20 protein-coding genes and 3 pseudogenes are annotated in these 21,528 nt (G+C 70.2%); 13 read left to right on the top strand and 10 right to left on the bottom strand.

The features are described 5' to 3' along the window. The first annotated feature begins 74 nt into the window (after window positions 1-74). Window positions 75-1,100, top strand: a complete 1,026-nt coding sequence (gene speB, locus ABZU75_RS31250; RefSeq protein WP_355561929.1) for an agmatinase — start codon at window positions 75-77, stop codon at window positions 1,098-1,100. Window positions 1,101-1,105: 5 nt separating this feature from the next. Here the strand turns inward: speB and ABZU75_RS31245 are convergent, their stop codons facing one another. Further along, entirely contained in the window at window positions 1,106-1,555 is a 450-nt protein-coding gene (locus ABZU75_RS31245) for a hypothetical protein (RefSeq protein ID WP_355561926.1), read from the bottom strand. A 382-nt stretch (window positions 1,556-1,937) separates the two neighbouring features. Here ABZU75_RS31245 and ABZU75_RS31240 point away from each other — a divergent pair, with 382 nt between their 5' ends. The 3 genes from ABZU75_RS31240 to ABZU75_RS31230 all read left to right on the top strand — a co-directional run bounded on the left by ABZU75_RS31240 (window position 1,938) and on the right by ABZU75_RS31230 (window position 5,890). After that, window positions 1,938-2,909, top strand: a complete 972-nt coding sequence (locus tag ABZU75_RS31240; protein WP_355561923.1) for a CHAP domain-containing protein — start codon at window positions 1,938-1,940, stop codon at window positions 2,907-2,909. A 60-nt stretch (window positions 2,910-2,969) separates the two neighbouring features. Continuing rightward, complete coding sequence (locus ABZU75_RS31235; protein ID WP_355561920.1) at window positions 2,970-3,908, top strand: siderophore-interacting protein; 939 nt, start codon at window positions 2,970-2,972, stop codon at window positions 3,906-3,908. A gap of 143 nt (window positions 3,909-4,051) precedes the next feature. Then, window positions 4,052-5,890 (top strand): glycoside hydrolase family 15 protein, encoded by a 1,839-nt coding sequence (locus tag ABZU75_RS31230; RefSeq protein WP_355561917.1) that lies wholly within the window; start codon window positions 4,052-4,054, stop codon window positions 5,888-5,890. Window positions 5,891-5,953: 63 nt separating this feature from the next. On the opposite strand, the gene cbiE is transcribed toward ABZU75_RS31230, so the two are convergent. Both cbiE and ABZU75_RS31220 read right to left on the bottom strand, forming a co-directional pair. Next, window positions 5,954-7,183: a precorrin-6y C5,15-methyltransferase (decarboxylating) subunit CbiE gene (gene cbiE / locus ABZU75_RS31225; protein ID WP_355561914.1), complete on the bottom strand. Its 1,230-nt coding sequence runs from the start codon at window positions 7,181-7,183 to the stop codon at window positions 5,954-5,956. A gap of 155 nt (window positions 7,184-7,338) precedes the next feature. Further along, window positions 7,339-7,737: a TIGR03618 family F420-dependent PPOX class oxidoreductase gene (locus ABZU75_RS31220; RefSeq protein ID WP_355561912.1), complete on the bottom strand. Its 399-nt coding sequence runs from the start codon at window positions 7,735-7,737 to the stop codon at window positions 7,339-7,341. A gap of 255 nt (window positions 7,738-7,992) precedes the next feature. On the opposite strand from ABZU75_RS31220, the gene ABZU75_RS31215 reads away from it, so the two are divergent. Continuing rightward, the gene (locus tag ABZU75_RS31215) at window positions 7,993-8,466 is read left to right on the top strand and encodes a low molecular weight protein-tyrosine-phosphatase (protein ID WP_355561909.1); all 474 of its coding nucleotides are present in this window, start codon (window positions 7,993-7,995) and stop codon (window positions 8,464-8,466) included. A gap of 84 nt (window positions 8,467-8,550) precedes the next feature. Here the strand turns inward: ABZU75_RS31215 and ABZU75_RS31210 are convergent, their stop codons facing one another. Together ABZU75_RS31210 and ABZU75_RS31205 are read right to left on the bottom strand one after the other, a co-directional pair. Continuing rightward, window positions 8,551-9,348 carry an ABC transporter permease gene (locus tag ABZU75_RS31210; protein WP_355561906.1) on the bottom strand — a complete coding sequence of 266 codons (798 nt, stop codon included), beginning with the start codon at window positions 9,346-9,348 and terminating at the stop codon, window positions 8,551-8,553. A gap of 35 nt (window positions 9,349-9,383) precedes the next feature. Continuing rightward, on the bottom strand, window positions 9,384-10,289 hold the full coding sequence (locus ABZU75_RS31205) for an ATP-binding cassette domain-containing protein (protein ID WP_355561904.1): 906 nt from the start codon (window positions 10,287-10,289) through the stop codon (window positions 9,384-9,386). 168 nt (window positions 10,290-10,457) lie between these two features. On the opposite strand from ABZU75_RS31205, the gene ABZU75_RS31200 reads away from it, so the two are divergent. Both ABZU75_RS31200 and ABZU75_RS31195 read left to right on the top strand, forming a co-directional pair. Beyond that, complete coding sequence (locus ABZU75_RS31200; RefSeq protein WP_355561901.1) at window positions 10,458-11,603, top strand: sensor histidine kinase; 1,146 nt, start codon at window positions 10,458-10,460, stop codon at window positions 11,601-11,603. After that, window positions 11,600-12,271: a response regulator transcription factor gene (locus ABZU75_RS31195; RefSeq protein WP_355561898.1), complete on the top strand. Its 672-nt coding sequence runs from the start codon at window positions 11,600-11,602 to the stop codon at window positions 12,269-12,271. Before ABZU75_RS31200 ends, ABZU75_RS31195 begins: the two co-directional genes overlap by 4 nt. A 125-nt stretch (window positions 12,272-12,396) precedes the next feature. Here the strand turns inward: ABZU75_RS31195 and ABZU75_RS31190 are convergent. Next, a pseudogene (locus ABZU75_RS31190) lies at window positions 12,397-13,299 on the bottom strand (IS982 family transposase). Window positions 13,300-13,433: 134 nt separating this feature from the next. Further along, window positions 13,434-13,568, bottom strand: coding sequence for a zinc-binding dehydrogenase (locus tag ABZU75_RS31185; protein ID WP_355561896.1), 135 nt, complete (start codon window positions 13,566-13,568; stop codon window positions 13,434-13,436). On the opposite strand from ABZU75_RS31185, the gene ABZU75_RS31180 reads away from it, so the two are divergent. Next, window positions 13,555-13,767, top strand: coding sequence for a hypothetical protein (locus tag ABZU75_RS31180; RefSeq protein ID WP_355561893.1), 213 nt, complete (start codon window positions 13,555-13,557; stop codon window positions 13,765-13,767). The genes ABZU75_RS31185 and ABZU75_RS31180 overlap by 14 nt on opposite strands. Here ABZU75_RS31180 and ABZU75_RS31175 read toward each other — a convergent pair. Beyond that, window positions 13,702-13,908: pseudogene (locus tag ABZU75_RS31175) on the bottom strand (NAD(P)-dependent alcohol dehydrogenase); the annotation flags it as partial. The gene ABZU75_RS31180 and the pseudogene ABZU75_RS31175 overlap by 66 nt on opposite strands. A gap of 26 nt (window positions 13,909-13,934) precedes the next feature. Next, entirely contained in the window at window positions 13,935-14,357 is a 423-nt protein-coding gene (locus tag ABZU75_RS31170; protein ID WP_355561890.1) for a hypothetical protein, read from the bottom strand. Between the two features lie 120 nt (window positions 14,358-14,477). Between ABZU75_RS31170 and ABZU75_RS31165 the strand changes: the two genes are divergently transcribed. The 5 genes and pseudogenes from ABZU75_RS31165 to ABZU75_RS31145 form a co-directional block, all read left to right on the top strand. Beyond that, complete coding sequence (locus ABZU75_RS31165; RefSeq protein WP_355561887.1) at window positions 14,478-15,281, top strand: helix-turn-helix transcriptional regulator; 804 nt, start codon at window positions 14,478-14,480, stop codon at window positions 15,279-15,281. 758 nt (window positions 15,282-16,039) lie between these two features. Then, window positions 16,040-16,648 carry a dihydrofolate reductase family protein gene (locus ABZU75_RS31160; RefSeq protein ID WP_355561885.1) on the top strand — a complete coding sequence of 203 codons (609 nt, stop codon included), beginning with the start codon at window positions 16,040-16,042 and terminating at the stop codon, window positions 16,646-16,648. Window positions 16,649-16,701: 53 nt separating this feature from the next. Next, window positions 16,702-17,025, top strand: coding sequence for a YciI family protein (locus tag ABZU75_RS31155; protein ID WP_346021160.1), 324 nt, complete (start codon window positions 16,702-16,704; stop codon window positions 17,023-17,025). Further along, a complete protein-coding gene (locus ABZU75_RS31150; protein ID WP_355561882.1) occupies window positions 17,022-18,257 on the top strand; it encodes a DUF6596 domain-containing protein in 1,236 nt (411 codons plus the stop codon). Before ABZU75_RS31155 ends, ABZU75_RS31150 begins: the two co-directional genes overlap by 4 nt. A gap of 416 nt (window positions 18,258-18,673) precedes the next feature. After that, window positions 18,674-19,177 (top strand): annotated as a pseudogene (locus ABZU75_RS31145) (recombinase family protein); the annotation flags it as partial. A gap of 16 nt (window positions 19,178-19,193) precedes the next feature. On the opposite strand, the gene ABZU75_RS31140 reads toward ABZU75_RS31145, so the two are convergent. Continuing rightward, window positions 19,194-21,173 (bottom strand): DUF4158 domain-containing protein, encoded by a 1,980-nt coding sequence (locus ABZU75_RS31140; protein ID WP_355561879.1) that lies wholly within the window; start codon window positions 21,171-21,173, stop codon window positions 19,194-19,196. Window positions 21,174-21,528 lie beyond the last annotated feature (355 nt).

Below are 21,528 nucleotides of genomic sequence, written 5' to 3'. Positions count from 1 at the left end.
CGAGGTCACGCCTCGCCGAGGCGGAAAGTCTCCCTGGGCCACGGCCACCACCCATCGCGTGTGCCGGAGAGGCCTTGACGAACCGCTACGGGGCCCAGTTCGGGCCCGACATCACCTTCCTCGGCGTCGACCGATGCTCACTGGATGACCCCGCCGGCTATGCGGGCGCCGACGTCGTGATCGTGGGGGCGCCGTTCGACGGCGGCACCTCGCACCGGCCGGGAGCGCGCTTCGGGCCGCAGGCGATCCGGATGACCGACTACCTGCCGCACGACGGGGCGCGCCCCAGCCTGGCACTGCGCACCGACGGGCTGCGCGACCTGCGCGTCCTGGACGCCGGTGACGTCGAGATGCCGCCCGGCGACATTCTGGCCTCGCTGTCCGCGCTGGAGGCCGCCGTCGAGAAGGTGGCCCGAGCCGGAGCCATCCCGGTGGTCCTGGGCGGTGACCACTCGATCGCCTTCCCCGATGCCAAGGGCGTGGCCAACGTCCTCGGGCACGGCCGGATCTCGATGATCCACTTCGATGCCCACGCCGACACCGGCGACATCGAGTTCGGCTCGCTGTGGGGGCACGGGCAGCCGATGCGCAGGCTCATCGAGTCGGGGGCGCTGCGTGGCGACCGGTTCCTGCAGATCGGCCTGCGCGGTTACTGGCCGCCGCCGGAGACGCTGGACTGGATGGCGGAGCGCTCGATGCGCTCGTACGAGATGACCGAGATCGTGCACCGCGGCCTGACGGAGTGCCTCACCGAGGCCTTCGCCATCGCGACCGACGAGTGCGACGGTGTCTTCCTGTCCGTCGACATCGACGTGTGCGACCCGGGTCACGCGCCGGGCACCGGGACGCCCGAGCCCGGCGGCATCACCGCGCGCCAGCTCCTCGACTCCGTACGGCGCATCTGCCTGGAGTTGCCGGTCGTCGGAGTCGACGTGGTGGAGGTCAGCCCGCCCTACGACCACGCGGACATCACCGCCGCGCTGGCCAACCGCGTGGTTCTCGAGGCGTTGAGCGCCATCGCCCGGCGGCGGCGCGACGCCCGGGACGGTACGGCGTGGAACCCGCTGCTTCCCCTGCTCGCCGACCGCCCGGACCGCTGAGAGGTCTACCTGGCTCTCGGGCGGTTGCCCCACCTGGGCTTGCGGAACAGATCGCGCCGCTCCAGCAGGTAGACGAGCTTCGAGGCCGCGAGCCTGACGGCCTCCTCGTGCCGGTGGCGCTTCTGCGGTACGACGGCGCTCCAGCGCTCAAGCAGCAGGGCGATCTCCTCGGCGAGTTCGCCGATCACCCGGTAGCGGGTGCTGAAGGCGTAGAGGTCCCCGTGCACCGCGTTCACCAGGTCCTCCTCGACCCGGTGGGCGAGCGGCCTGACCCGGCTGAGGATCCCGGCCTCCATCGCCGGAGTGACCGGTGCCCGGCGGGCGTCGCCCTCGGGCACCATGATGAGAGCCCGGACCCGCGCGACGGCCAGGGCACGCTCGGCCTGTGGGGTCGAGGGGTGCTCGGCGAGGTCCAGGAGGCGGCGGAGGGTCTCCTGTGTCTTGTCGTCGAACATGGAAACCCATTCCGCCTTCGCGTCCGGTGTTTTCGCCGGACCGGGAGATCGGGTCTCGGCGTCGGCATCCGCGCATGCCGCGCATGTGCGATCACATGCTATTCGACCCGATGGGCACGGGCGGCTCCCGGTGTGCCCCCTGCTCCCGGGGGTGGCCTCGGCCTCTCGCTCGTGGTGTCCGCTCCCGGCCGCCGAACGATGCTAAAGGTTGTACGGCAGGGTTTCACCCCTTTTGTCGAATCCGGTATTCGACAGCCCCGCAAGCCTGCTTTTTCCGCTAATAGCCTCACTTCTCGGTTTTTCTGCGAATACAGTCCAGCTCTATCGGACGGCGCCCCCTTCGCGGAAGGGCGGAGGAGAGTGGACGGGGTGGCTCACGGCCATGGATCCGATCGGTGACGATCTGCTCAGAATCATCAGGCCCGAGATCGGGTACCGGGAGGGACCCGGCCGGCACAGCAAGTTCGGTGAGTGGTACGCGGCCAACGTGGTCCAGGACCCGCAGTACGAGACGGCCCCGTGGTGCGCGATGTTCATCGCCTGGGCCGCGGAACGGGCGGGCGTACAGCAGTACGTCGGGCAGTTCGCCTGGACCCCGTCGCAGGCCCGCTGGTTCGAGACGAACGGCGCCTGGTCGCGGACACCTGAGCCGGGTGCCCTGGTCTTCTTCGACTGGTCGGGTGGCAAGGACATCAAGGGGATCGACCACGTCGGTGTCGTCGAGAGCGTCGAGGGTGGAACGATCCACACCATTGAGGGGAACGTCGACCGGGTCTGGCTGAAGCGCAAGACGCGCGACCAGAGCAAGGTCGTGGGCTACGGCCTGCCGCGCAAGGTCAAGGAGAACCTGGCGGGAAAGAACGACACCGCCCCGCAGCAGGTCGGCCGGATCGAGGTCCGCCCGGCACTCGCCCCGGCCTCCACCGCCCTGACCGACACCTCGGGTACGCTCCCCGTCTCCATGGAGACCGCCTTGGTCGCGGGGCTGCTGACCTTCGTCCTCGGCACGTCGTTCGTCCTGTCCCGGCTGCGTCCCCGCGTCTCGGCGGGACGGCACCGCAGGAGGAACGGGCGGCAGGAGCCTCGGCGGCGGGCGGAACGGCGGACCGGTGGGGCGCCCCCGGCCGGGGCCTCGCTCTCCCTGGCCGGGGCGCCCGAACAGGACAGGGCCGGCAGTCCGGAGACGCTCCGGGTGCGCAGACCGGGCTGGGCGCACGAGCCGTACCGCGCGGATCACCCGCGGCCCGTCAGCGGCCTTGCCCCCGAGATCTCCGCCCCCGAGACCCCGGCCCGAGGCGGAGGCGCGCCGGGCCGCGTGACCTCCCGGGCCGGTGAGCGCGCACTCACGGGTTGATTAATAAGGTTAGGCAAAGCTAAGTTACTGGAAACGGCACTTCCCAGTAAAGGCGGCGTGATGACAGCGGGCGGCGAGCAGACCCTGGAGCGGACAGCGGGGGTTCCGGTCTACCGGGGCCACCACGTGGAGGTTCTGCGGACGGCACGGCTCAGCCCGAGCTTCGTCCGGGTCACCTTCGGCGGTGAGGACCTGGCGGGCTTCGCCGACAAGGGCTTCGACCAGCGGATCAAGGTGATCCTCCCGCTGCCGGACGGCAGCCTCACCCCCCTGGGCGACGGGGACGACTGGTACCAGCGGTGGCGTGCGCTCCCGCAGGAGCTGCGCAACCCGATCCGCACCTACACCGCCCGCGCCGTCCGGCCGGAGCGACGCGAGCTCGACGTCGACTTCGTCCTGCACGGTGAGACCGGCCCCGCGTCCCGGTGGGCGACCCATGTGACCCCCGGAGACCGGGTCGTGGTGGTCGGCCCCAACGCCGCCCACCCCGGCCCCACCGGCGGCCAGGAGTGGGCGCCGCCCGCCGGGGCGACGCACCTGCTGCTGGCCGGGGACGAGACGGCCGTGCCCGCCATCACCACGATCGCCGAGTCGCTCTCCGGTTCCGTGCCCGCCACGGTGCTGCTGGAGGTCCCCGAGGCCGCCGACGCGCTCGCCCTCGATGTCCGCCCGGGTGTGCGGGTCACCTGGCTGCCCCGCGGGGGTGCCCGCCACGGCGACCTGCTCATTCCCGCCGTCCGCGACGCCCTGAGCGCGCTCGCCGCACCGGCGGGCACCGCCCCCGATGCCGCCGCCCCGCTGGAGGACGTCGACGTCGACACGGAGATCCTTTGGGAGGTCCCTGACTCCTCCACGACCGGCGGCCTGTACGCCTGGCTGGCGGGCGAGGCGGGGATGGTCAAGCTGCTCCGCCGCCACCTGGTACGGGAGGCGGGAATCGACCGCTCCTCGGTGGCCTTCATGGGCTACTGGCGGCTGGGACGCGCGGAGAGCGCCTGAAGCGGCAGAGGCCCCGCGGGGCCTTTTGCCGTTCCGTACCCGAAAACCTGCCGACTCCTTGCCCCGAGGCGGAGCCGGACAGGTGTCCGGGCCGCGTAGCTTGAGGACGTAGGGTACCCGGCTCGCGACCTGGGAGGGCCGACATGACAGCAGCACGGCCCGGCCCTCAGGACCCGGCGGGAGCCCCCGGATACCCGCCCATCGCCGACCACGGGTTGATCGGTGACCTGCGCACCGTGGCGCTGGTGGACACCCGCGGCACGATCGACTGGTACTGCTGCCCGCGCTTCGACGCGCCGAGCGTGTTCGGCTCGATACTGGACACCGCCCGGGGTGGCTCGTTCGAGCTGGGCACCGATGTGCCCGCGAGAACCAGGCAGTTCTACTTCCCGGACACCAACGTGCTGATCACCCGGTTCTCCGCGACCGACGGGGTGGGCGAGATCCAGGACTTCATGCCGGTCGTCGACGACTGCGGCGAGTGCGACCGGCACCGGCTGATCCGGCGGGTGAGATGCGTACGGGGATCACTGCCGTTCCGGGCACGGGTGGCTCCCAGGTTCGACTACGGCAGGCAGTCCCACATCCTGAGCATGCGGGACGGCCGGGCGATCTTCGAGTCACCGTCGCTCCGCCTGACCCTCGCCTCCAGCGCGACCCTGGAGGCGGACGGTCAGGACGTACGCTCGGAGTTCAAGCTCAACGAGGGCGAGTGGGCGGTGTTCGCCCTCGACAGGCTCAGCGACGACCTGGCCCCGCGCCCGTGCCCGATCGAGGAGGCCGAGGAGCAGTTCACCGCCACCGTCGCGTTCTGGCGCCGCTGGCTGTCGGCGTCGCGCTACCGCGGCCGGTGGCGGGAGATGGTGCACCGCTCCGCGCTCACACTGAAGCTCCTCACCTACGCGCCCACCGGCGGGATCGTGGCCGCCGCGACGACCAGCCTGCCCGAGCGGATCGGCGGGGAGCGCAACTGGGACTACCGGTACGTCTGGATCCGCGACTCGGCGTTCTGCGTGTACGCGCTGCTCAGGCTGGGCTTCGGCGAGGAGGCCGAGGCGTTCATGAACTTCCTGTCCAAGCACGTCAGCCACGACTGCGGCGGTCCCTCCGGGCCGTTGCAGATCATGTACGGCATCGACGGGCGCACCGAACTGCCCGAGATCGAGCTGCCCCACCTGGAGGGCTACCAGGGCTCGGCCCCGGTGCGCGTCGGAAACGCCGCCGTGGACCAGCTCCAGCTGGACATCTACGGCGCTCTCCTCGACTCGGTCTACCTCTACGACAAGTGGCACCGGCCGATCTCCAGTGACCTGTGGGAGGAGGTCCACCTCCTGGTCGACTGGGTCTGCGACAACTGGGACCGGCCGGACGAGGGCGTGTGGGAGACCCGCGGCGGGCGCAAGAACTTCGTCTACTCGCGGCTGATGTGCTGGGTGGCGATCGAACGGGCCATGCGGATGGCCGCCCACCGCGGCCTGCCCGCCAACACGCAGCGCTGGCAGCTGGCCCGCGACGCGATCTACCGGCAGATCATGCGGCGCGGCTGGTCGGAACGGCTGCGGGCGTTCGTCCAGCACTTCGACGACGACGTCCTCGACGCCTCGGTGCTGATGATGCCGCTGACCAAGTTCATCTCCCCCACCGACCCCAAGTGGCTGTCCACCCTCGACGCGCTCGGCGCGAACCTGGTGTCGGACGCGCTGGTCTACCGCTACGACCCCTCGGTCAGCCCGGACGGGCTACACGGGCAGGACGGCACGTTCTCGATCTGCTCGTTCTGGTACGTCGAGTCGCTCACCCGCGCCGGGCGCCTGGACGAGGCGCGGCTGGCGTTCGAGAAGATGCTCACCTACGCCAACCACCTCGGCCTGTACGCCGAGGAGATCGGGCAGACCGGTGAGCAGCTCGGCAACTTCCCGCAGGCCTTCACCCACCTCTCGCTGATCAGCGCCGCGTTCAACCTCGACCACGCCCTGGGCTGATCCCCCGGCCACGGCGGGCGCCGAGACCCGGACCGCCGGGAGCACCCGTGCCGACCGGGCCGCTCAGCGGGCGCTCTTCCGAACCGGCGGCTTGACCACGGTCCAGATCGTGACGGGCGCCATGGGCCGCCAGCCGGTGAAGCCACCGGCCGGGGCGGTCCTGCTGACCGCCAGCCGGACCAGGTCTCCACCGAGTTCCCCCTGCCAGGAGGCCAGAACCGCCTCCGACTCGACGGTCACCGCGCCGGCCACCAGCCGGCCGCCCGGTCGCAGCGCCTCCCAGCAGCCCTCCACCACCCCGGGAACGGTCACCCCACCGCCGATGAAGACGGCTCCCGGCGCCTTCAGCCCGGCGAGCGCGGCGGGGGCGGCACCGGTCACCACGTCGAGACCGGGAACTCCCAGCGCCGCGGCGTTACGGGCGATCACGGCCGCCCGTGAGGGGTGGGATTCCACCGCGACGGCCCGGTTCTCCGGATGGGCACGCATCCACTCGACACCGATGCCGCCCGCCCCCGCACCGATGTCCCACAGCAGCTCGCCCGGGGTGGGCGCCAGCCGGGACAGGACGACCGCGCGCACCTCACTCCCGGTGAGCCGGCCGTCGTGCTCGAACACCTCGTCCGGCAGGCCGGGCAGGCGGGGCAGCGGAACGGTCCCGGCATCGGCACGGCACTCCACTGCGACGACGTTGAGAGCGTGGGCCACCGGCAGGGACCACTGACCGGCCGTACCGGAGATCACCCGCTCCTCGGCGCCGCCCAGCCTTTCCAGGACCGTCATCGCGCTCGCGCCGTAACCTCGGGCGGCGAGCAACCCGGCGACCCCGGCCGGAGTGTGGCCGTCGGCGCTGAGGACCAGGACCCGGCGGCCGTCCTGGACGGCGGGGTGCAGCACCTCGACGGGACGCGCCACGAGGCTGACCACCTCGACCCGGTCGACCGCCCAGCCGAGCCTGGCGCAGGCCAGGGAGACCGACGACGGGTGCGGCAGGATCCGGACCCGGTCGGCGCCGAGCAGCCGCACCAGGGTCGCGCCGATGCCGTGGAACATGGGATCGCCGCTGGCCAGCACGCACACCCGGCGGCCCCGGTGGGGGGCGATCAGCCGGGGCAGGGCGGGCAGCAGCGGGGAGGGCCAGACGACGCGCTCGGCGCTGGGCTCGGGGAGAAGCCCCAGCTGCCGAGCGCTCCCCATCAGGACCTCGGCGGCGTGCAGCTCGCGCCGCGCCTCCTGGGAGAGCCCGGCCCAGCCATCGGCTCCGATGCCGACGACGGTGACGAGGTCAGACATCACCCACCCCTTCCCGATGCCGTTCTACCGCTCCACCGGGCGACATGCTAGCCCGGTGCCGGGTCCGGCCGCGGATCGCGGCCAGACCCGGCGACGGTCAGCCGTGCACCGGTGCGGCGGGTGGGCGCGGGCACGCCGCGACCACTCGCCGCCGCTCAGCTCGCCGGGTTGAAGATGACGTCATCGGGCGTGATCCGCACGGTGACGCGCTGCTCATCCGGCTTACGGAAGGGATAGGACTCCACACCGAGATACTTGTTCGCCAGGCCGTCGATGACCTCGTCCGCGCCCTCCAGCTCCAGCCGGGCCTTCCCCGAGACGCTGACCAGGTGGTAGGCGTTCTGGGGGTCCAGGACGCTCACCGACACGCGCGGGTCCTCGCGCAGGTGACGCTCCTTGGCCCGGCCCACGGCCGTGTTGAAGACGACATCGTCTCCGTCGACGTCAACCCACACGACCGTGCTGTGCAGCGAACCGTCCGGCCTGACGGTGGTCACCCAGGCATGAATCGGCTGCTTGAGCAGGTTCTTGGCGTCTTCGCTCAGTTTTCCCACGGGAACCTCCACCTCATGGACGATGTCTACAGGGCAGTCGAACATCGCTCGCACGTGATCGATTCCACCTCCGCCGAGAAAACCGCCGGCGATTCGCGGAACCGGGCGCGTGCCGGCGGGCAACCGTCCGGGAGGGCGGCGGTCATCGAGGCTTCGCGGGCGGATCCGGCGCGGAGTCCGCTTCGGCGACGATCCCTTCCCCGACAGCCCGCGCACCCGGTCGCCGCACCCTCGGCAGACGGCATCCTGGTAGGCATGAGTTATCGCATATGCGTGGTGTGCATGGGAAATATCTGCCGGTCGCCGATGGCCGAGGTCGTGCTGAGAAAGACCCTCGACGAGCACGGCCTTGGAGATCGCGTCACGGTCGACAGCGCGGGCACCGGCGGCTGGCATCAGGGCGACCCGATGGACCCGCGGGCCGCCGAGATGCTCGCCGCCCACGGCTACGACGGCTCGCGGCACCGGGCCCGGCAGTTCCTGCGTGACTGGTACGGCCGGATCGACCTGGTGCTGGCCATGGACACCCGCAACCTGAGCGCCCTGCGCCGCCTTGCCCCCAAGGGGGCGGACGTGCGCCTGTTCCGCTCCTTCGACCCCACGGCCCCGGAGGGCTCCGAGGTGCCCGACCCCTACTACGGTGAACGTGAGGGTTTCGCCGAGGTACTGGAGATGGTCGAAGCGGCGAGCAGGGGTCTGGCCGGGCATCTGATGATCACCCTTAGGTGAGACTCCCCCGGCGTTGCTGTTCGATTCTGCTGTGGGAAGCCACCGCCTTTACAAAGTAAGCCGCAGGCCCGGCATCCGGAAGGATCACACGTCCCGGCGAGCGAGCGTGACGGCGGCCGCGGCGAGCGCGACGACGACGTACAGGAACATCACCGCCAGCGCCGCGGGCGGCGACAGTCCGATCCCGGCGGCCGCGTCGCCCAGCCCGACCGCCACCGGCGGCTCACCCGTGGCCTGGGCGGTCAGGTCCTCCAGCAGCACCGAGCCGATCCTGGCGTTCCATGGATCGGGCAGCAGGAGCGCGAACCTCGGGAACACGTACAGGTACACGACGACGGCGGTGATCGCCCCCGCGGTGGAGCGCAGGACGGCGCCCACGCCGAGCCCGATCATGGCGAGCACCACCACCGACAGCCCCCCGGCGAAGATCTTCGGAAACTCCTGCGACAGTGGCGCGGCGAAGTCCGGGATCGGGCGGTCACCGATGATCAACCGGCTGACGAAGAAGGTGATGAAACCGCTCGCCTGCCCCACCGTGAACGCGACGGCGGCCACGACCGCGGCTCTGGACGCCAGCACGACTCCCCGCTGCGGCAGCACCGTGAAGCTGGTGCGGGCCATGCCGGTGGCGTACTCGGAGGTGAACGAGAGAACGCCGAGCACGGCCATGCAGATCTGCACCGGCATCAGGATGATCTGCTCGGGACGCGCCGCGCGCAGGGTGAGCCGCCCCTCGGGCGGCAACCCGTCCCAGAGGCTGCCCACGTACAGGGTGAACACGGCCGCGAGCACGACGAAGACCGCGACGACCGCCAGGACGTACCAGGTGGAGCGGACCGTGCGGAGCTTCAGCCACTCCGCGGCCGGCACGTCGACAGCCATCAGGCCACCTGGTCCCTCGCGCCGCGACAGACCGCTCATCGCCCGCCCGCCCGGTGCTCGACGCTGTCAGCGGTCAGCTCCATGTAGGCCTCCTCCAGGGAGGCACTGCGCGGGGTGACCTCGTGCACGGCGAGGCCGCTCCCCGCGGCCAGGTCACCGATCGCCGCGACGTCCAGTCCCCTGACGACCACTCCCCCTCCCGGCTCCGTCTCGATCGTCGCCCCGGCGGCCTCCAGTACTCCGGTGAGCTCGGCGGCCCGGGGGGAGCGCACCAGCACGCCCCGGTCATGGCGGGCGGCCAGTTCTCCGACCGTGGTCTCGGTGACCAGCCTGCCGCGGCCGATGATCACGAGGCGATCGGCGGTGAGCTCCATCTCGCTCATCAGGTGGCTGGAGAGCAGCACGGTGCGTCCCTCTGCGGCCAGCGAGCGCATCAGATGGCGGATCCACCGCACGCCCTCCGGATCGAGCCCGTTGACCGGCTCGTCGAACATCAGCACCCCCGGGTCGCCGAGCAGCGCCGCCGCGATCCCCAGCCGCTGACGCATGCCGAGGGAGAAGCCACCGACCCGCCTGCGGGCGACTCCGGCCAGGCCGACCTGCTCCAGGACGTCCGTCACCCTGGAGAGCCCTATCCGGTTGCCACGCGCCAGGCAGCGCAGGTGGTCGAGCGCGCTGCGGCCGCCGTGCACCGCGTTCGCGTCGAGCAGCGCGCCGACCTCGCGCATCGGGTACCGCATCGTGGCGTAGCGGCGCCCGTTGACGAGCCCGTGGCCCGAGGTGGGGGCGTCCAGGCCGAGCAGGACGCGCATGGTGGTCGACTTGCCCGCGCCGTTGGGGCCGAGGAAACCGGTGACCAGACCCGGTTTCACCTGGAACGACAGCCCGTCCAGCACGGCTTTGTCGCCGTGGCGTTTGGTCAGCCTCACGATTTCGATCATGTCGTCGAGGCTCTCGCGGGGCGGGCCGCGCCCGCGTCGGCCTACGGCGGGCACCTCACGCTCAGCCCCGGGTCCGACGACGGCGGCCACGGCGCGCGAAGGTGGGCCCCGGGGATGACCTCCTTGAGGTGGAGGCGAGGACACGACCCCGGCGGATACCGTTCCAGCGTGGACGACTCACTCTTCCTGAGCCGCTGGAGCCATGACCGGCTCGTCCGCCTCGATGCCGTGGCGGCGGCCGGATACGCGGTCGCGCTCCTGTTGTTCGCGGCCGGAAGCCCGGATCCCGCGGTGCCCGCCTGGGCGGAGTACCTGGTCCTGGCCGGGGTGGCCCTGCCGCTCGCGGTGCGGCGGCTGTGGCCGCTCACCGTCTTCTGCGCCGTCCTCGCGATGTCGCTGGCGTCCGTCCTTCTCGGCCTGGCGCACGACAGGTTCGCGGCGGCGGCCTTCGCGATCTACATGGTGGCGCTCACCCTGCCCCGGCCGCGCGGGGAGCCCACGCTCGCGATCGGCGCCTGCAGCGCGGTGGCCGTCCTGCTGCTGTCGGTGGCGGGTGGCCCCAGCCGGGCGGCGAACATCGCCGGGGTGCTGCTGGCAGGAGTGGCCTTCATGGGTGGCGCCTGGATCGCCGGTCGTGCCGTGCGCGAGCGCCGGGCGCACGCGGTGCGGTCGGCCGAGCAACTCGCCGACCGGGCGGTCACCGAGGAACGGCTGCGGATCGCCCGTGAGCTGCACGACGTGGTGGCGCACAGCATGAGCCTGATCGCCGTCAAGGCGGGCATCGCCAACCACGTCGCCGCGGCGCGGCCCGAGGAGGCCGCGGACGCGCTGCGCGTCATCGAGGTCACGAGCCGGGGCGCGCTGACCGAGATGCGCCGGCTGCTGGGCGTGCTCCGCTCCGATCTCGACGCACCACCCGACCTCACCCCCTCCCCCGGTCTGACGGACCTCTCCGTGCTGGCCGGGCAGGCGGCGATGGCCGGGGTCCGCGTCGAACTGGACGTCCGGGCGACCGGCCTGCCGGAGGGAGTGGAGCTGTCGGTGTACCGGATCGTCCAGGAGGCGCTGACCAACGTCGTCAGGCACGCCGCCCCCGCCCGGTGCCGGGTCTCGGTCGAGGCGTCGGCGGGCGAGGTCAGGGTCGAGGTCGCCGACGACGGGCCCGGTGAGCGGGTGCTGCCCGGCGGTCCGGGGCACGGATTGATCGGGATGCGCGAGAGGGTGGCCGTGTACGGCGGGAGTCTCACAGCCGGGCGCCGTCCCGAGGGCGGGTTCGGGATCTCGGCGCGCATGCCGTACGGGGAGGCGCCGTGATCCGGGTGCTCGTCGTGGACGACCAGGCGCTGCTGCGCGGAAGTTTCCGGCTGCTGGTGGACAGCGCCCCCGATCTGGTGACGGTCGGCGAGGCCGGGACAGGTGCCGAGGCGGTGGAACTGGCCCGCGACGAGTCGCCGGACGTGGTGCTCATGGACGTGCGGATGCCGGAGATGGACGGCATCGAGGCGACCCGGCGCATCTGCGGCCCCACGGGCGTCCTAGGGGTGCGTGTGCTCATGCTCACCACGTTCGACCTGGACGAGTACGTCTACGCGGCGCTACGCGCCGGGGCCAGCGGCTTCCTGCTGAAGGACACCCCGCCGGGCGATCTGCTGGCCGCGATCCGGGTGGTCGCCTCCGGCGAGGCGTTGCTCGCCCCGACGGTGACGCGCCGGCTCATCGCCGAGTTCTCCCGGCTCCCGGAACCGGCGCGCCCGGTGGCCCGCGAGCTCGAGGGGATCACCGGACGGGAGCGCGACGTTCTGGCGCTCATCGCCCGGGGGCTGTCCAACGCCGAGATCGCCGAGCACCTGACCCTGAGCCTGGCGACCGTGAAGACGCACGTGGGCCGGCTGCTCGGCAAGCTCGGCGCGCGCGACCGGGCCCAGCTCGTCATCGTCGCCTACGAGACGGGGCTGGTCGCGGCCGCGCGACCGCCCCGCTGAGGCCCTCCGCTCCCGAGCGTGTCCCCAGCCGTCAGGTAGTTGCTCTGCATGCTTCGCTCTTGATCCGGGCGGTCTCGGCGTGGGCCCCGAGGCGACAGGCCTTCTAGATGACCTATTCCAAGGGGTCAGTGATCGTAGGCGTAGGACGGTTGTCCGGTGGCGTCGTTGTGCCAGATTGCGGCGGTCAGCGCGAGTATGCGTTACATGACGCGTGCGATGACGCCGCCAGGTGTGCGTCCGCAGTGCAGTTCGAGGTCGAGCTGTCCCTTGAACGTTTCGTTGATCGACTCGATGACCTGTCGCAGGGGTGTGAACAGGTGGGCTCCTGGCCGCTCGTGTTCGCCTTTGCGGGCTGGCCTGAGCAACTTGACGCCGTGCTCGGCGAGTTCGTGTTCGAAGGCCCAGCCGAAGTAGTTCTTGTCACCGATCAGCGTCTGTCCGGGGCGGCTGTGGAGGAGGTCGCGTTCGGCGGCGAGGAGGTCAAGGAGGGTTTCGCGTTCGTCGGCTTTCGCTCCGGTCAAGGCGAAGGCGATGGGCAGGCCGTGGAGGGTACACACCAGGTGCAGGCGCAGGCCCCAGAAGAATCGGCTGTGGCTGGCGCAGTAGCCGTATTGGGCCCATCCGGCCAGGTCGGAGCGTTTGACGGTCTCCCGGGAGCGTCCGCACTCGACCGGGGTGGAGTCCACGACCCATACGTCGTCGCTCCATACCGAGGTGCTGACGGCCAGGATGCGGGTGATCCGGCGCATGAGGTCGGCGGCTTTGCGTAGCCGCTTGTTGTAGCCGGGCTGCTGCGGCAGGTAGGGAAAGAGGTGTCGCAGGTGGGCGCGGGCGTGGCGGAGCCACTTGGCCTCGGAGGTGAAGCCGAGCACGGCCTGCATCATCGCGAGCGTGACCAGTTCGGCATCGCTCAGGCGGGGAGCGATCCCGACCTGCGGACGCCGAGGCGCCAGGCCGGGATGCTCCTTCAGCAGGTCATCCGTCGTCGCGTAGATTGCGGTCGCGAGGGTGTCTAGGTTGTTGGTCACAAAACGATCTTCGACACCCTCATTCTCGTCTCCGCAGGCACCCCTTGGGATAGATCACCCAGCTCGCACGACGCGTACTGGTCTGCCAATGACCGAGCGTGCGCGGGATTCCCCCAACCACGCATGCTCACCGGCTATCTGATCTTGATGATCACCTTTCCGAACGGGCTGGCCGATTCGTAGTACCCGTACGCTGCCACGGCTTCTTCGAACGGGAACACCTGGTCGAGGACTGGTCGGAGCCGATGCGCGGTGATGACGTTGTTCATTGAGATGAACTGGGCGCGACTGCCGACGGCCAATGCGCGAACCGTACGGGCCGTCCAGCCACCGCGGGAACAGTGCGGCGGTGACGCGGTCGCCTGGGCGCACCCGCCGGACATCCGGCCCAACGGCGACGACCTCGCCGGCACCGTCCGAGACCGGTATGACGTCCGGTTTGACGGGCAGCACGTACTGCCCCCGTAGCACCAGAAGTTCGCGGAAGCTGAGTGAGGTGGCGTGGACCGCGACCGCGACCTCCCCCTCCCTGGGTGTGCGTGGTTTGTGCGTGCGCAGCGACAGGCCATCGATACCGCCGCCGGTGGTGACGTGGTAGCTGCGCACCATCGATGGGCGTATCGCCATCATCGCGGTCATCCCTCGATGAACTGGTAGTCGCTGACGATGCGGCCGTCGGGGCCGAGCATGAGGATCTCCAGTCCGACGCCGGCGACCTCACCCCCGTCCCGGGGTGCCATCTCCCAGTTGAACTTGACAACGTCGTGGAGCCGGTCGGTGTTGCCGCGCGACCGGAAGGCAAAGGTGCCTGGCGCGACGAACTCCTCGTAGGCGCGAGTCACCCGGAACTCCAACGCGTGGTGCCCGCGCGCCTCCAAAAGGAGACGGTTGAAGCCCAGCCCTTCAGCGGTCTGCAGGATCTCCTTGGGAGGCTGCAGCACATGGACCGCATCGGCGGACCACAGCTCGCGAATCGCGGCGCGGCGGCGCTCCGCATCGGGTTCGTTCCATACGGCAACGTAGCGGTCGGTGAGGTCGTGGATGTCAATGTCAGCCATGGTTGATCCCCTCGGTTGCGAATGGTCGGCGTGCGGCAACGACCTTGCTGCGCCGGCCGTCGCGCGGCAATTCCTCGCAGGGAATCGCGGATCAGCGGCCGATCGGGTTACACAAGAGGGGTGATCAGCGAATCGACCAGAGGCGGGCTCGCCGGAGCGTTGCGTGAGTGGCGCGCTCGGCGGCGCGTCAGCCAGCTGGAACTGGCCATGCGTGCCGGAACCACGCAGCGGCACGTCAGCTTCATCGAGAGCGGACGGTCGACCCCCGGCCGATCAATGATCATCCGGCTGGCCGAATCCCTGGAGGTGCCGATCCGCGAGCGCAATGAACTGCTCCTTGCAGCCGGATTCGCACCGGTCTACCCGCAGACCCGCCTGGACGACCCCCAACTCGAACCGATTCGCACCGCCCTCGAACGAATCCTGCACGGCCACCTGCCGTACCCGGCGGTGGTCGTCGACCGGCACGGTGACCTCGCCTCGGCCAACACCGCCTTCCACGCCCTCACCGCCGGTGTGGCTCCGCATCTGCTCGTACCGCCGGTGAGCGTTCCCCGGGTGTTGCTGCATCCGCAGGGCCTCGCGCCACGCATCGTCAACCTCGACGAGTGGGCGTGGCACATCATCGACCGCATCCAGGCCGAGAGCGTGCGCAACCCAGACGACCAACTCCAACGCCTGGCCTCCGAACTCACCGACCTGGCACCACCACGTCCGCGCGGGTCACCGCACCACCTCGGCTTCGCCGTACCGCTGCGCCTCCGGGCACATGATCCAGCCGACGGCAGGGAGCTAACGCTCATCACCACGCTCACCCATTTCGGCACCGCTATCGACGTCACCATCGCCGAACTACGACTTGAGGCGTTCCTACCGGCTGACCAAGCGACCAGTGCCATGCTGGCCGAACTCCTCAAGCGGTAACCGATCCGCCCGCCACAGCCCCGCGCAGCGACTAAACCGCCAACCCGTCATGCGCTCGCTCACCGCATACGAAGCCACTGACCCCTTGGAATTGATCATCTAGGGGCGCCAAACTGGCACTGGCACTGGCACTGGCACTGGCAGGGGCAGGGGCAGGGGCAGGGGCAGGGGCCGCGGGGGCGACCGGTCGTTCGTGAACTGCGCGACCTTGATGACGGCGAAGACGAGTAGCCGGGCCTGGCGCTGGCTGGGGTGTTGGTCAGTTGCCTGGTGGCAGTGGCTGATCGACGGCGGCGAGCGGGCGGCGTACACCCGGTGCGCCTTGCGGACGGCCGGTCCGGCGGCGTGGTCGGCCAAGGCGGCGCTCTGTTGTGGTGCGGCGTGGTGCAGCGTGAGCGGGGCATGGAGGCGGACTGGCTTTGGCCGCGGGCGGATGGTCTGGCCGGCGTTGGTGGCCTTGCGTGCGGCTACGCCACTGGCGAGGTTGCCCTCACGCCACGAGCCGTTCGACGCCCGCTAACCACTGGTCAGGATCTTCGCGATCGATCTGGTCCAAGAGCTCGTCCGCACTGGGCGCGATCAAGGATGTGGAGCGCAGTCGCCGCGAAGCCGTCGTGCAGTCGGATCGCTGACGACCGGCGTCCCGGAAAATTCTTCAAAGAAATCCGGGAGGCGGTGTCGGATCGGGGCGGTGGTGTTCGTAGCAGGGGTGAGGCCGCCCGCAAGGGGGCGGCGCCAAGGCGAAAGGAACCGCGATCATGAAGCTGACGACCATGACCCAGATCTCCGTCGATGGAGTGATGCAGAACAACGGCGCCCCGACGGACGACCACCCGACGGGGTTCGAGCGCGGCGGATGGGCCCTGGGGAAGGGCGACGACGGGACCAGGGCGTTCATCGCGCAGACCTACCAGCGCGCGGAGGCGTTCCTGTTCGGCCGGCGCACCTACGAGCTGTTCGCCGGCTTCTGGGGATCAATCGACCAGATGCGCGCACATCCCATCGGCGTGGCCTTGGACGAGGCCCACAAGTACGTTGCCTCGACCACGCTCACCGCGCCGGATTGGGAGGACACGACCGTTCTCCGCGGTGACCTCGCGGCGGCCATCAGTGACCTGAAGGCCAAGCCCGGCGGTGAGCTGCAGGTGCACGGCAGTGGCGCCCTCATCCGGTGGCTGCTGGAGAACGATCTGGTCGACGAGATGACTCTGATCGTGATCCCGGTGATCGTCGGCCAGGGCGCGAGACTGTTCCCGGAGTCCGGTCCGGATCTTGCGCTCGAGCTGGTCGAGTCGCGGGTCGACTCGAAGGGTGTGACGATCCAGGTCTACCGGCCGGCCGGGCACCCGCAGTATGCAACGGCTTGAAGTCCCTGCCCACCGAACCACGCTGTCTTGACACCACAGGAGATGATCTTCAGATGCAGTACCTGGTTTCCGTGATCGATGACAAGAGTAATCCCGGCAGCACGGACAGGCAGCCTGCCATCAGCGCATTCAACGAACGACTGATCGCCGAGGGCTACTGGGTCTTCTCGGGCGGACTCGCGGACACCGACGCGGCCACGGTCATCGACAACCGGGGCGAGCAGGCGGTGTTCAGCGACGGGCCTTTCGTGGAGTCGAAGGAGTACCTCGCCGGCGTCTGGGTGTGGGAGGCCCCTGATCTGGATGTGGCGCTCAAGCTCGCCGCCGAGGCGTCGAAGGTCTGCGATCGGAAGATCGAGGTGCGGCCGTTCCTGTGAGCGACGTCGGGGAGGCGATCACCCGGGCCCACCACGACGAGTGGGCGCGGGTGGTGGCCGCCCTCACCAGGCGTTTCGGTGACCTCGACATCGCCGAGGAGGCGGCGGCCGAGGCGTTCGCGGCCGCCGTCGAGCGGTGGCCGGCCGACGGTATACCCCCCAACCCCGGCGCCTGGCTGACCACCACCGCCAACCGCAAGGCCATCGACCGGATCCGCCGCGAGAACAAGCGCGACGACAAGCACAAGGAGGCTCAGATGGTGTACGACGACGACCCGCCCGAGCCCGTCGGCGCCATCGACGACGACCGGCTCCGACTGATCTTCACCTGCTGTCACCCGGCGCTGGCGATGCAGACCCGCGTAGCGCTGACGCTGCGCATGGTCGGCGGTCTGACCGTGCCCGAGATCGCCCGCGCCTACCTGGTGGCCGAGACCGCCATGGAGCGGCGGATCACCCGCGCGAAGGCCAAGATCAAGGCGGCCCGCATCCCCTACCGGGTACCGGCCGTGGAGGATCTGCCGGCACGCGTGTCTGGCGTACTCGCCGTGCTGTACCTGGTGTTCAACGAAGGCTACCTGGCGACCGGGCCCGACACCGATCCCCTACGTCACGGCTTGACCGCCGAGGCGATCCGGCTCACCCGCCTGATCCGTGCCCTCATGCCGGGCGACGGCGAGGTGGCCGGGCTGCTGGCGCTGATGCTCCTCACCGAGGCCCGCCGCACCGCCCGGGTCTCGGCCAGCGGCGAACTGGTCCCCCTGGCCGAGCAGGACCGTGGGGCCTGGGACACAGGCCTGATCGCCGAGGGCCACCGGCTGGTGCGCGAGCGCCTCGCCGCTGCCGCCACCGGGGCGGCTCCGGGCCGCTACCAGATCCTCTCCGCGATCAACGCCGTGCACACCTCCGCCCGCGACGTACGCGACACCGACTGGTCACAGGTCCTCGCCCTCTACGACCAGCTCGTCCGCCTCGACCCCTCGCCGATCATCGCCCTCAACCGGGCCATCGCGGTCGCCGAACTCGACGGCCCGCGGGTGGCATTGGCGGCCGTCGACCGCCTTGAGGACAAGCTGGCCGGGTATCACGCCTACCACGCCACCCGCGCCGACCTGCTGCGCCGGCAGGGCCACAGCCAGCAGTCACGCGCGGCCTACGACAAAGCCATCGAACTGGCGGGCAACACCGCCGAGACCGCCTACCTGACCCGCCGCCGCGACCAACTGCGGTAGCGCCCACAGATCCCGATCAAACCCCGCGCACAGCGGCGGCTGACCCGGGCGCCCTGCCGATGCATCCCGCAACCTGTCGCGCCGGCGACGGGTCTCTGCTTCTTCGGCACCGTCGACTCCAGCCCGGCCGTATCCCACGCTTCCCGCCGGCGAGGACAGGGCCGGACGAAAGGTCTTCTGTGCTTCTGCGCGGGCCCCGGAGGACCGTGGCCGACTGTGCCCAGGGCCGGCGTGGGCGCTCGGAGCGGCGGCGAACGGCGGTACGCGTCTGACCGTAGTGTGGTCCCACGGTAGGGCACCGGTGACAGAGGGGCCTTCACTGGGATGTCGGTATTAGAAGATTTAACGACACCCTCTGATTGGGCCCCGCAAGCCCTCTCGAAAACCGGACATCGAGTGACGAACCGTGACGTCGGATGGCCGGTTCCGCACCCGAATTGACGACAGGATTTTCCGACAGGAAAATCGGGGCTCCAACCCTTCCCGAGGAGAGCCCGGTGCAGATCGTCTACTCCCGCGTCTCCACCGCGACCCAGTCCCTGCTGCGGCAGCGCCACATCCTCACCGAGGCCAGCCTTCTTGTGCGCACCGAAGGCGTCGCCGAGGGATTCCGGCCTGCCGACGGCGTCCTCCTCTTCGAGGACCCCGCCACCACCTCCAAGATCCCCGCTCTCGACCGGCCCGCGTTCGGCAAGATCGCCGCCAAGGCGCACCCCGGCGACACCCTGACGGTCTCGGAGCTGTTCCGGCTCTGCCGCGACCTGCTCGACATCCACGCCGTCCGCAACTGGTGCCAAGCCCGCGGCGTCGCCCTGCGCGTCCTGTCCGGACCGCTGTCGAACTTCCACGACCTCGCCGCCAACGACGCCACCACCGCCGTCATCATCAACGTGATCACCGCAGTCGGCCAGTTCCAACGTGACATCCAGAACGAGCTCACCGTCGAGGGGATCGCCGCCGCCGAGGCCGAAGGACGCTACCGCGGCCGGCCGCCCGCGCTGGACGGTGACCGGCGCGAGGACGTGCGGGCGGCCTTCCACGAGGGCACCTCGATCGCGGCCCTGGCACGGGCTCATGGGGTGAGCCGGGCGGCCGTGCGAACCGCCCTGGCCGACCTACTACCCGGCCAGGGCGTCCTGCCTCGGTCTCGCCGTGACGGCCGCCGTCGGCGACCCGCTTGATCCCCACGTTCGTGCCGAGCGCGTACAGCACCAGCAGCAGCCGTTTGCGGATCACCCCTCGCGGGGTCGCCTCCCTAGTTGCGACCGTGGTGAACGCGTCGGTGAAGTCGGTGACGAAGTCCGACTCCTTCAAGAAGTCCAGCAGGTCGATGATCCCCCAGCGGGCGGCGATCTCGGTGTGCAGCGCCCTCAGGTTCTCCGGGACCTTCAGCTTGCCCAGGTCGGGGATGTGCCAGCGCGGCTCGCCGCGGTGCGTCTTCGCCTTCGTGCCGCCGGACTTGTTCCTGTTGACCGCCTGGCCGCATGCCGCCATCGAGGCGCGCATCGCCTCCTTCAACGTGGCGATGAACACGCTGCTGTCCAGCGGTTGGCGCAGGTTCTCGTAGTGGACGTCGCGGTTGTCCTCGAAGTCGGCCGGCAGGTCCTCCTCGGGGTTGCGCCAGCGGCGGGCGCCGGCGACGTAGATCTCGCGGCGGCGCAGTGCGTCCTTCAGCGACACGATCACGCACAGCTCGTAGGAGGCCCGTTCGATGACTCCGTTGTCGTCGACGACCGCTTCCAGCCAGCCGTCCGGCACCACTCCTTGGATGGGGACGTTCTCGCCAGCGTCGTAGTGGCGGGTGGCGTTCGGGATGTCGGCGTAGCGCTGCAGCAGGTCCACGGCGTCCATCACCGGCCGGTAGGCGGTGTTGTTGCACTTGAACTCGATCGCGGCCAGCAGCTTGGGCAGCATCCGCCGGTAGTAGGAGGTGTAGGAGCTGGTCAGCACCGTCCGTACGCGGGCCTTGTAGGCCCTGGCGTCCGCCTTCGCCTCGGCCACCAGCGCCTGCAGCCTCGCCTCCCCTCCCGGCACCGCCGGGAACACCACCTGCCGGACCGTGCCCTCCGGAGCCCGCAGCGACGCCTCGGCGATCGAGAACAGCTTCTCGGTCTTGCGGTGCACCTTCTTGGCCTCGGCCTCGATCGCCTTCTCGACCTTCCGCTCCGCCGGAGTGTTGATCTTCGACACCAAGCCGATGAACAGATCGACCAGCGCATCGGTGATCTCCGTCGTCCGCGACCACGCCAACGCGGCTACCAACGTCAACCGGACCGGCGGCTGATTCACCGCGAAGTCCGACGGATGCGAGGCCATCGCCCGCGCACGCCAAGAAGCCACCAGCCGATCTGAATACCCGCCGAACAGATCCACCGCCAGCCCCAGAGCCTTGGCCCGCCGCAGCTTGACGATCTCCTCCAGTAGCGTCTCCAGCCCCAGCCGCCCGGGGTCGGACTTCAGTTCCAGCAGGAACCCGTCCTCACCTGTGGCCAGTTCCCACAGCGACCGCGCCGAGTCCGCCGACAACCCGTTCAGCACATGCAGGCAGAACTCCCGCTCAAACCGCGCCCTGCCCGCACCCACGATCCGCTCTACCCTGCCCGGCGGCTCGATCTTCAAGGTCCGGCAGCGGGCCAGCAGTGCCGCTCGCAGCCCTTCGTCCGTGAACACCATCGGGCAGATCGTGTCCGCCAGCCACTCGGCCAGCACGTCCTCATCCGCCCGGGTCGACTCCCGGAACCCCAGCGCGTCCCGCACCTGGGCCCGGTGCCGCTCGATCGACCGGCCCGACCAGTCGTACTCCGCCAGCAACGCCGGGTCGACCTTCACCTGGCCGGCAACGTAGTCCACCGCGGCCTTGGGCAGCTCACCCACGTGTCGCGGGAACCGGCCCTCCTGCTCGAAGAACTTCAGCATCAGGCCGAACCCCAGACGGGTCGCCCCGTCTTGTTCCCCACCAGCTCCCAGTCGCCGTCCAGCAGCGTCCACGCCGCGATCAGCTCTTCCGGCTCCCACTCCCGACGCACCCGAACCCGCCCTCCACCCGACCTCTCCGACACGAACACGATCAAGCAGAAGCCCCACCCAACCAGCCACATTCACCGCTCCGGAACGATCACGAACCGCAATCGTGATCTCTCATTCCGCTACCTGGCGGCTGGGGACATGTTCGGGAGCGGAGGGCCGCTGAGGTGTGTTTCGCGGCTTCTCGCCGTGGGGGGGGAACCGCGAAAAAAACCCCAAGCGGCGCCGGGGGGAGGGGACGAGCGCC

This window comes from Streptosporangium sp. NPDC005286 (genome assembly GCF_040607515.1).
In the GTDB taxonomy this organism is placed as follows: Bacteria; Actinomycetota; Actinomycetes; order Streptosporangiales; family Streptosporangiaceae; genus Streptosporangium.
The sequence above is the reverse complement of the archived record's forward strand: the minus strand, read 5'-3'. Positions and strand labels throughout refer to the sequence as shown.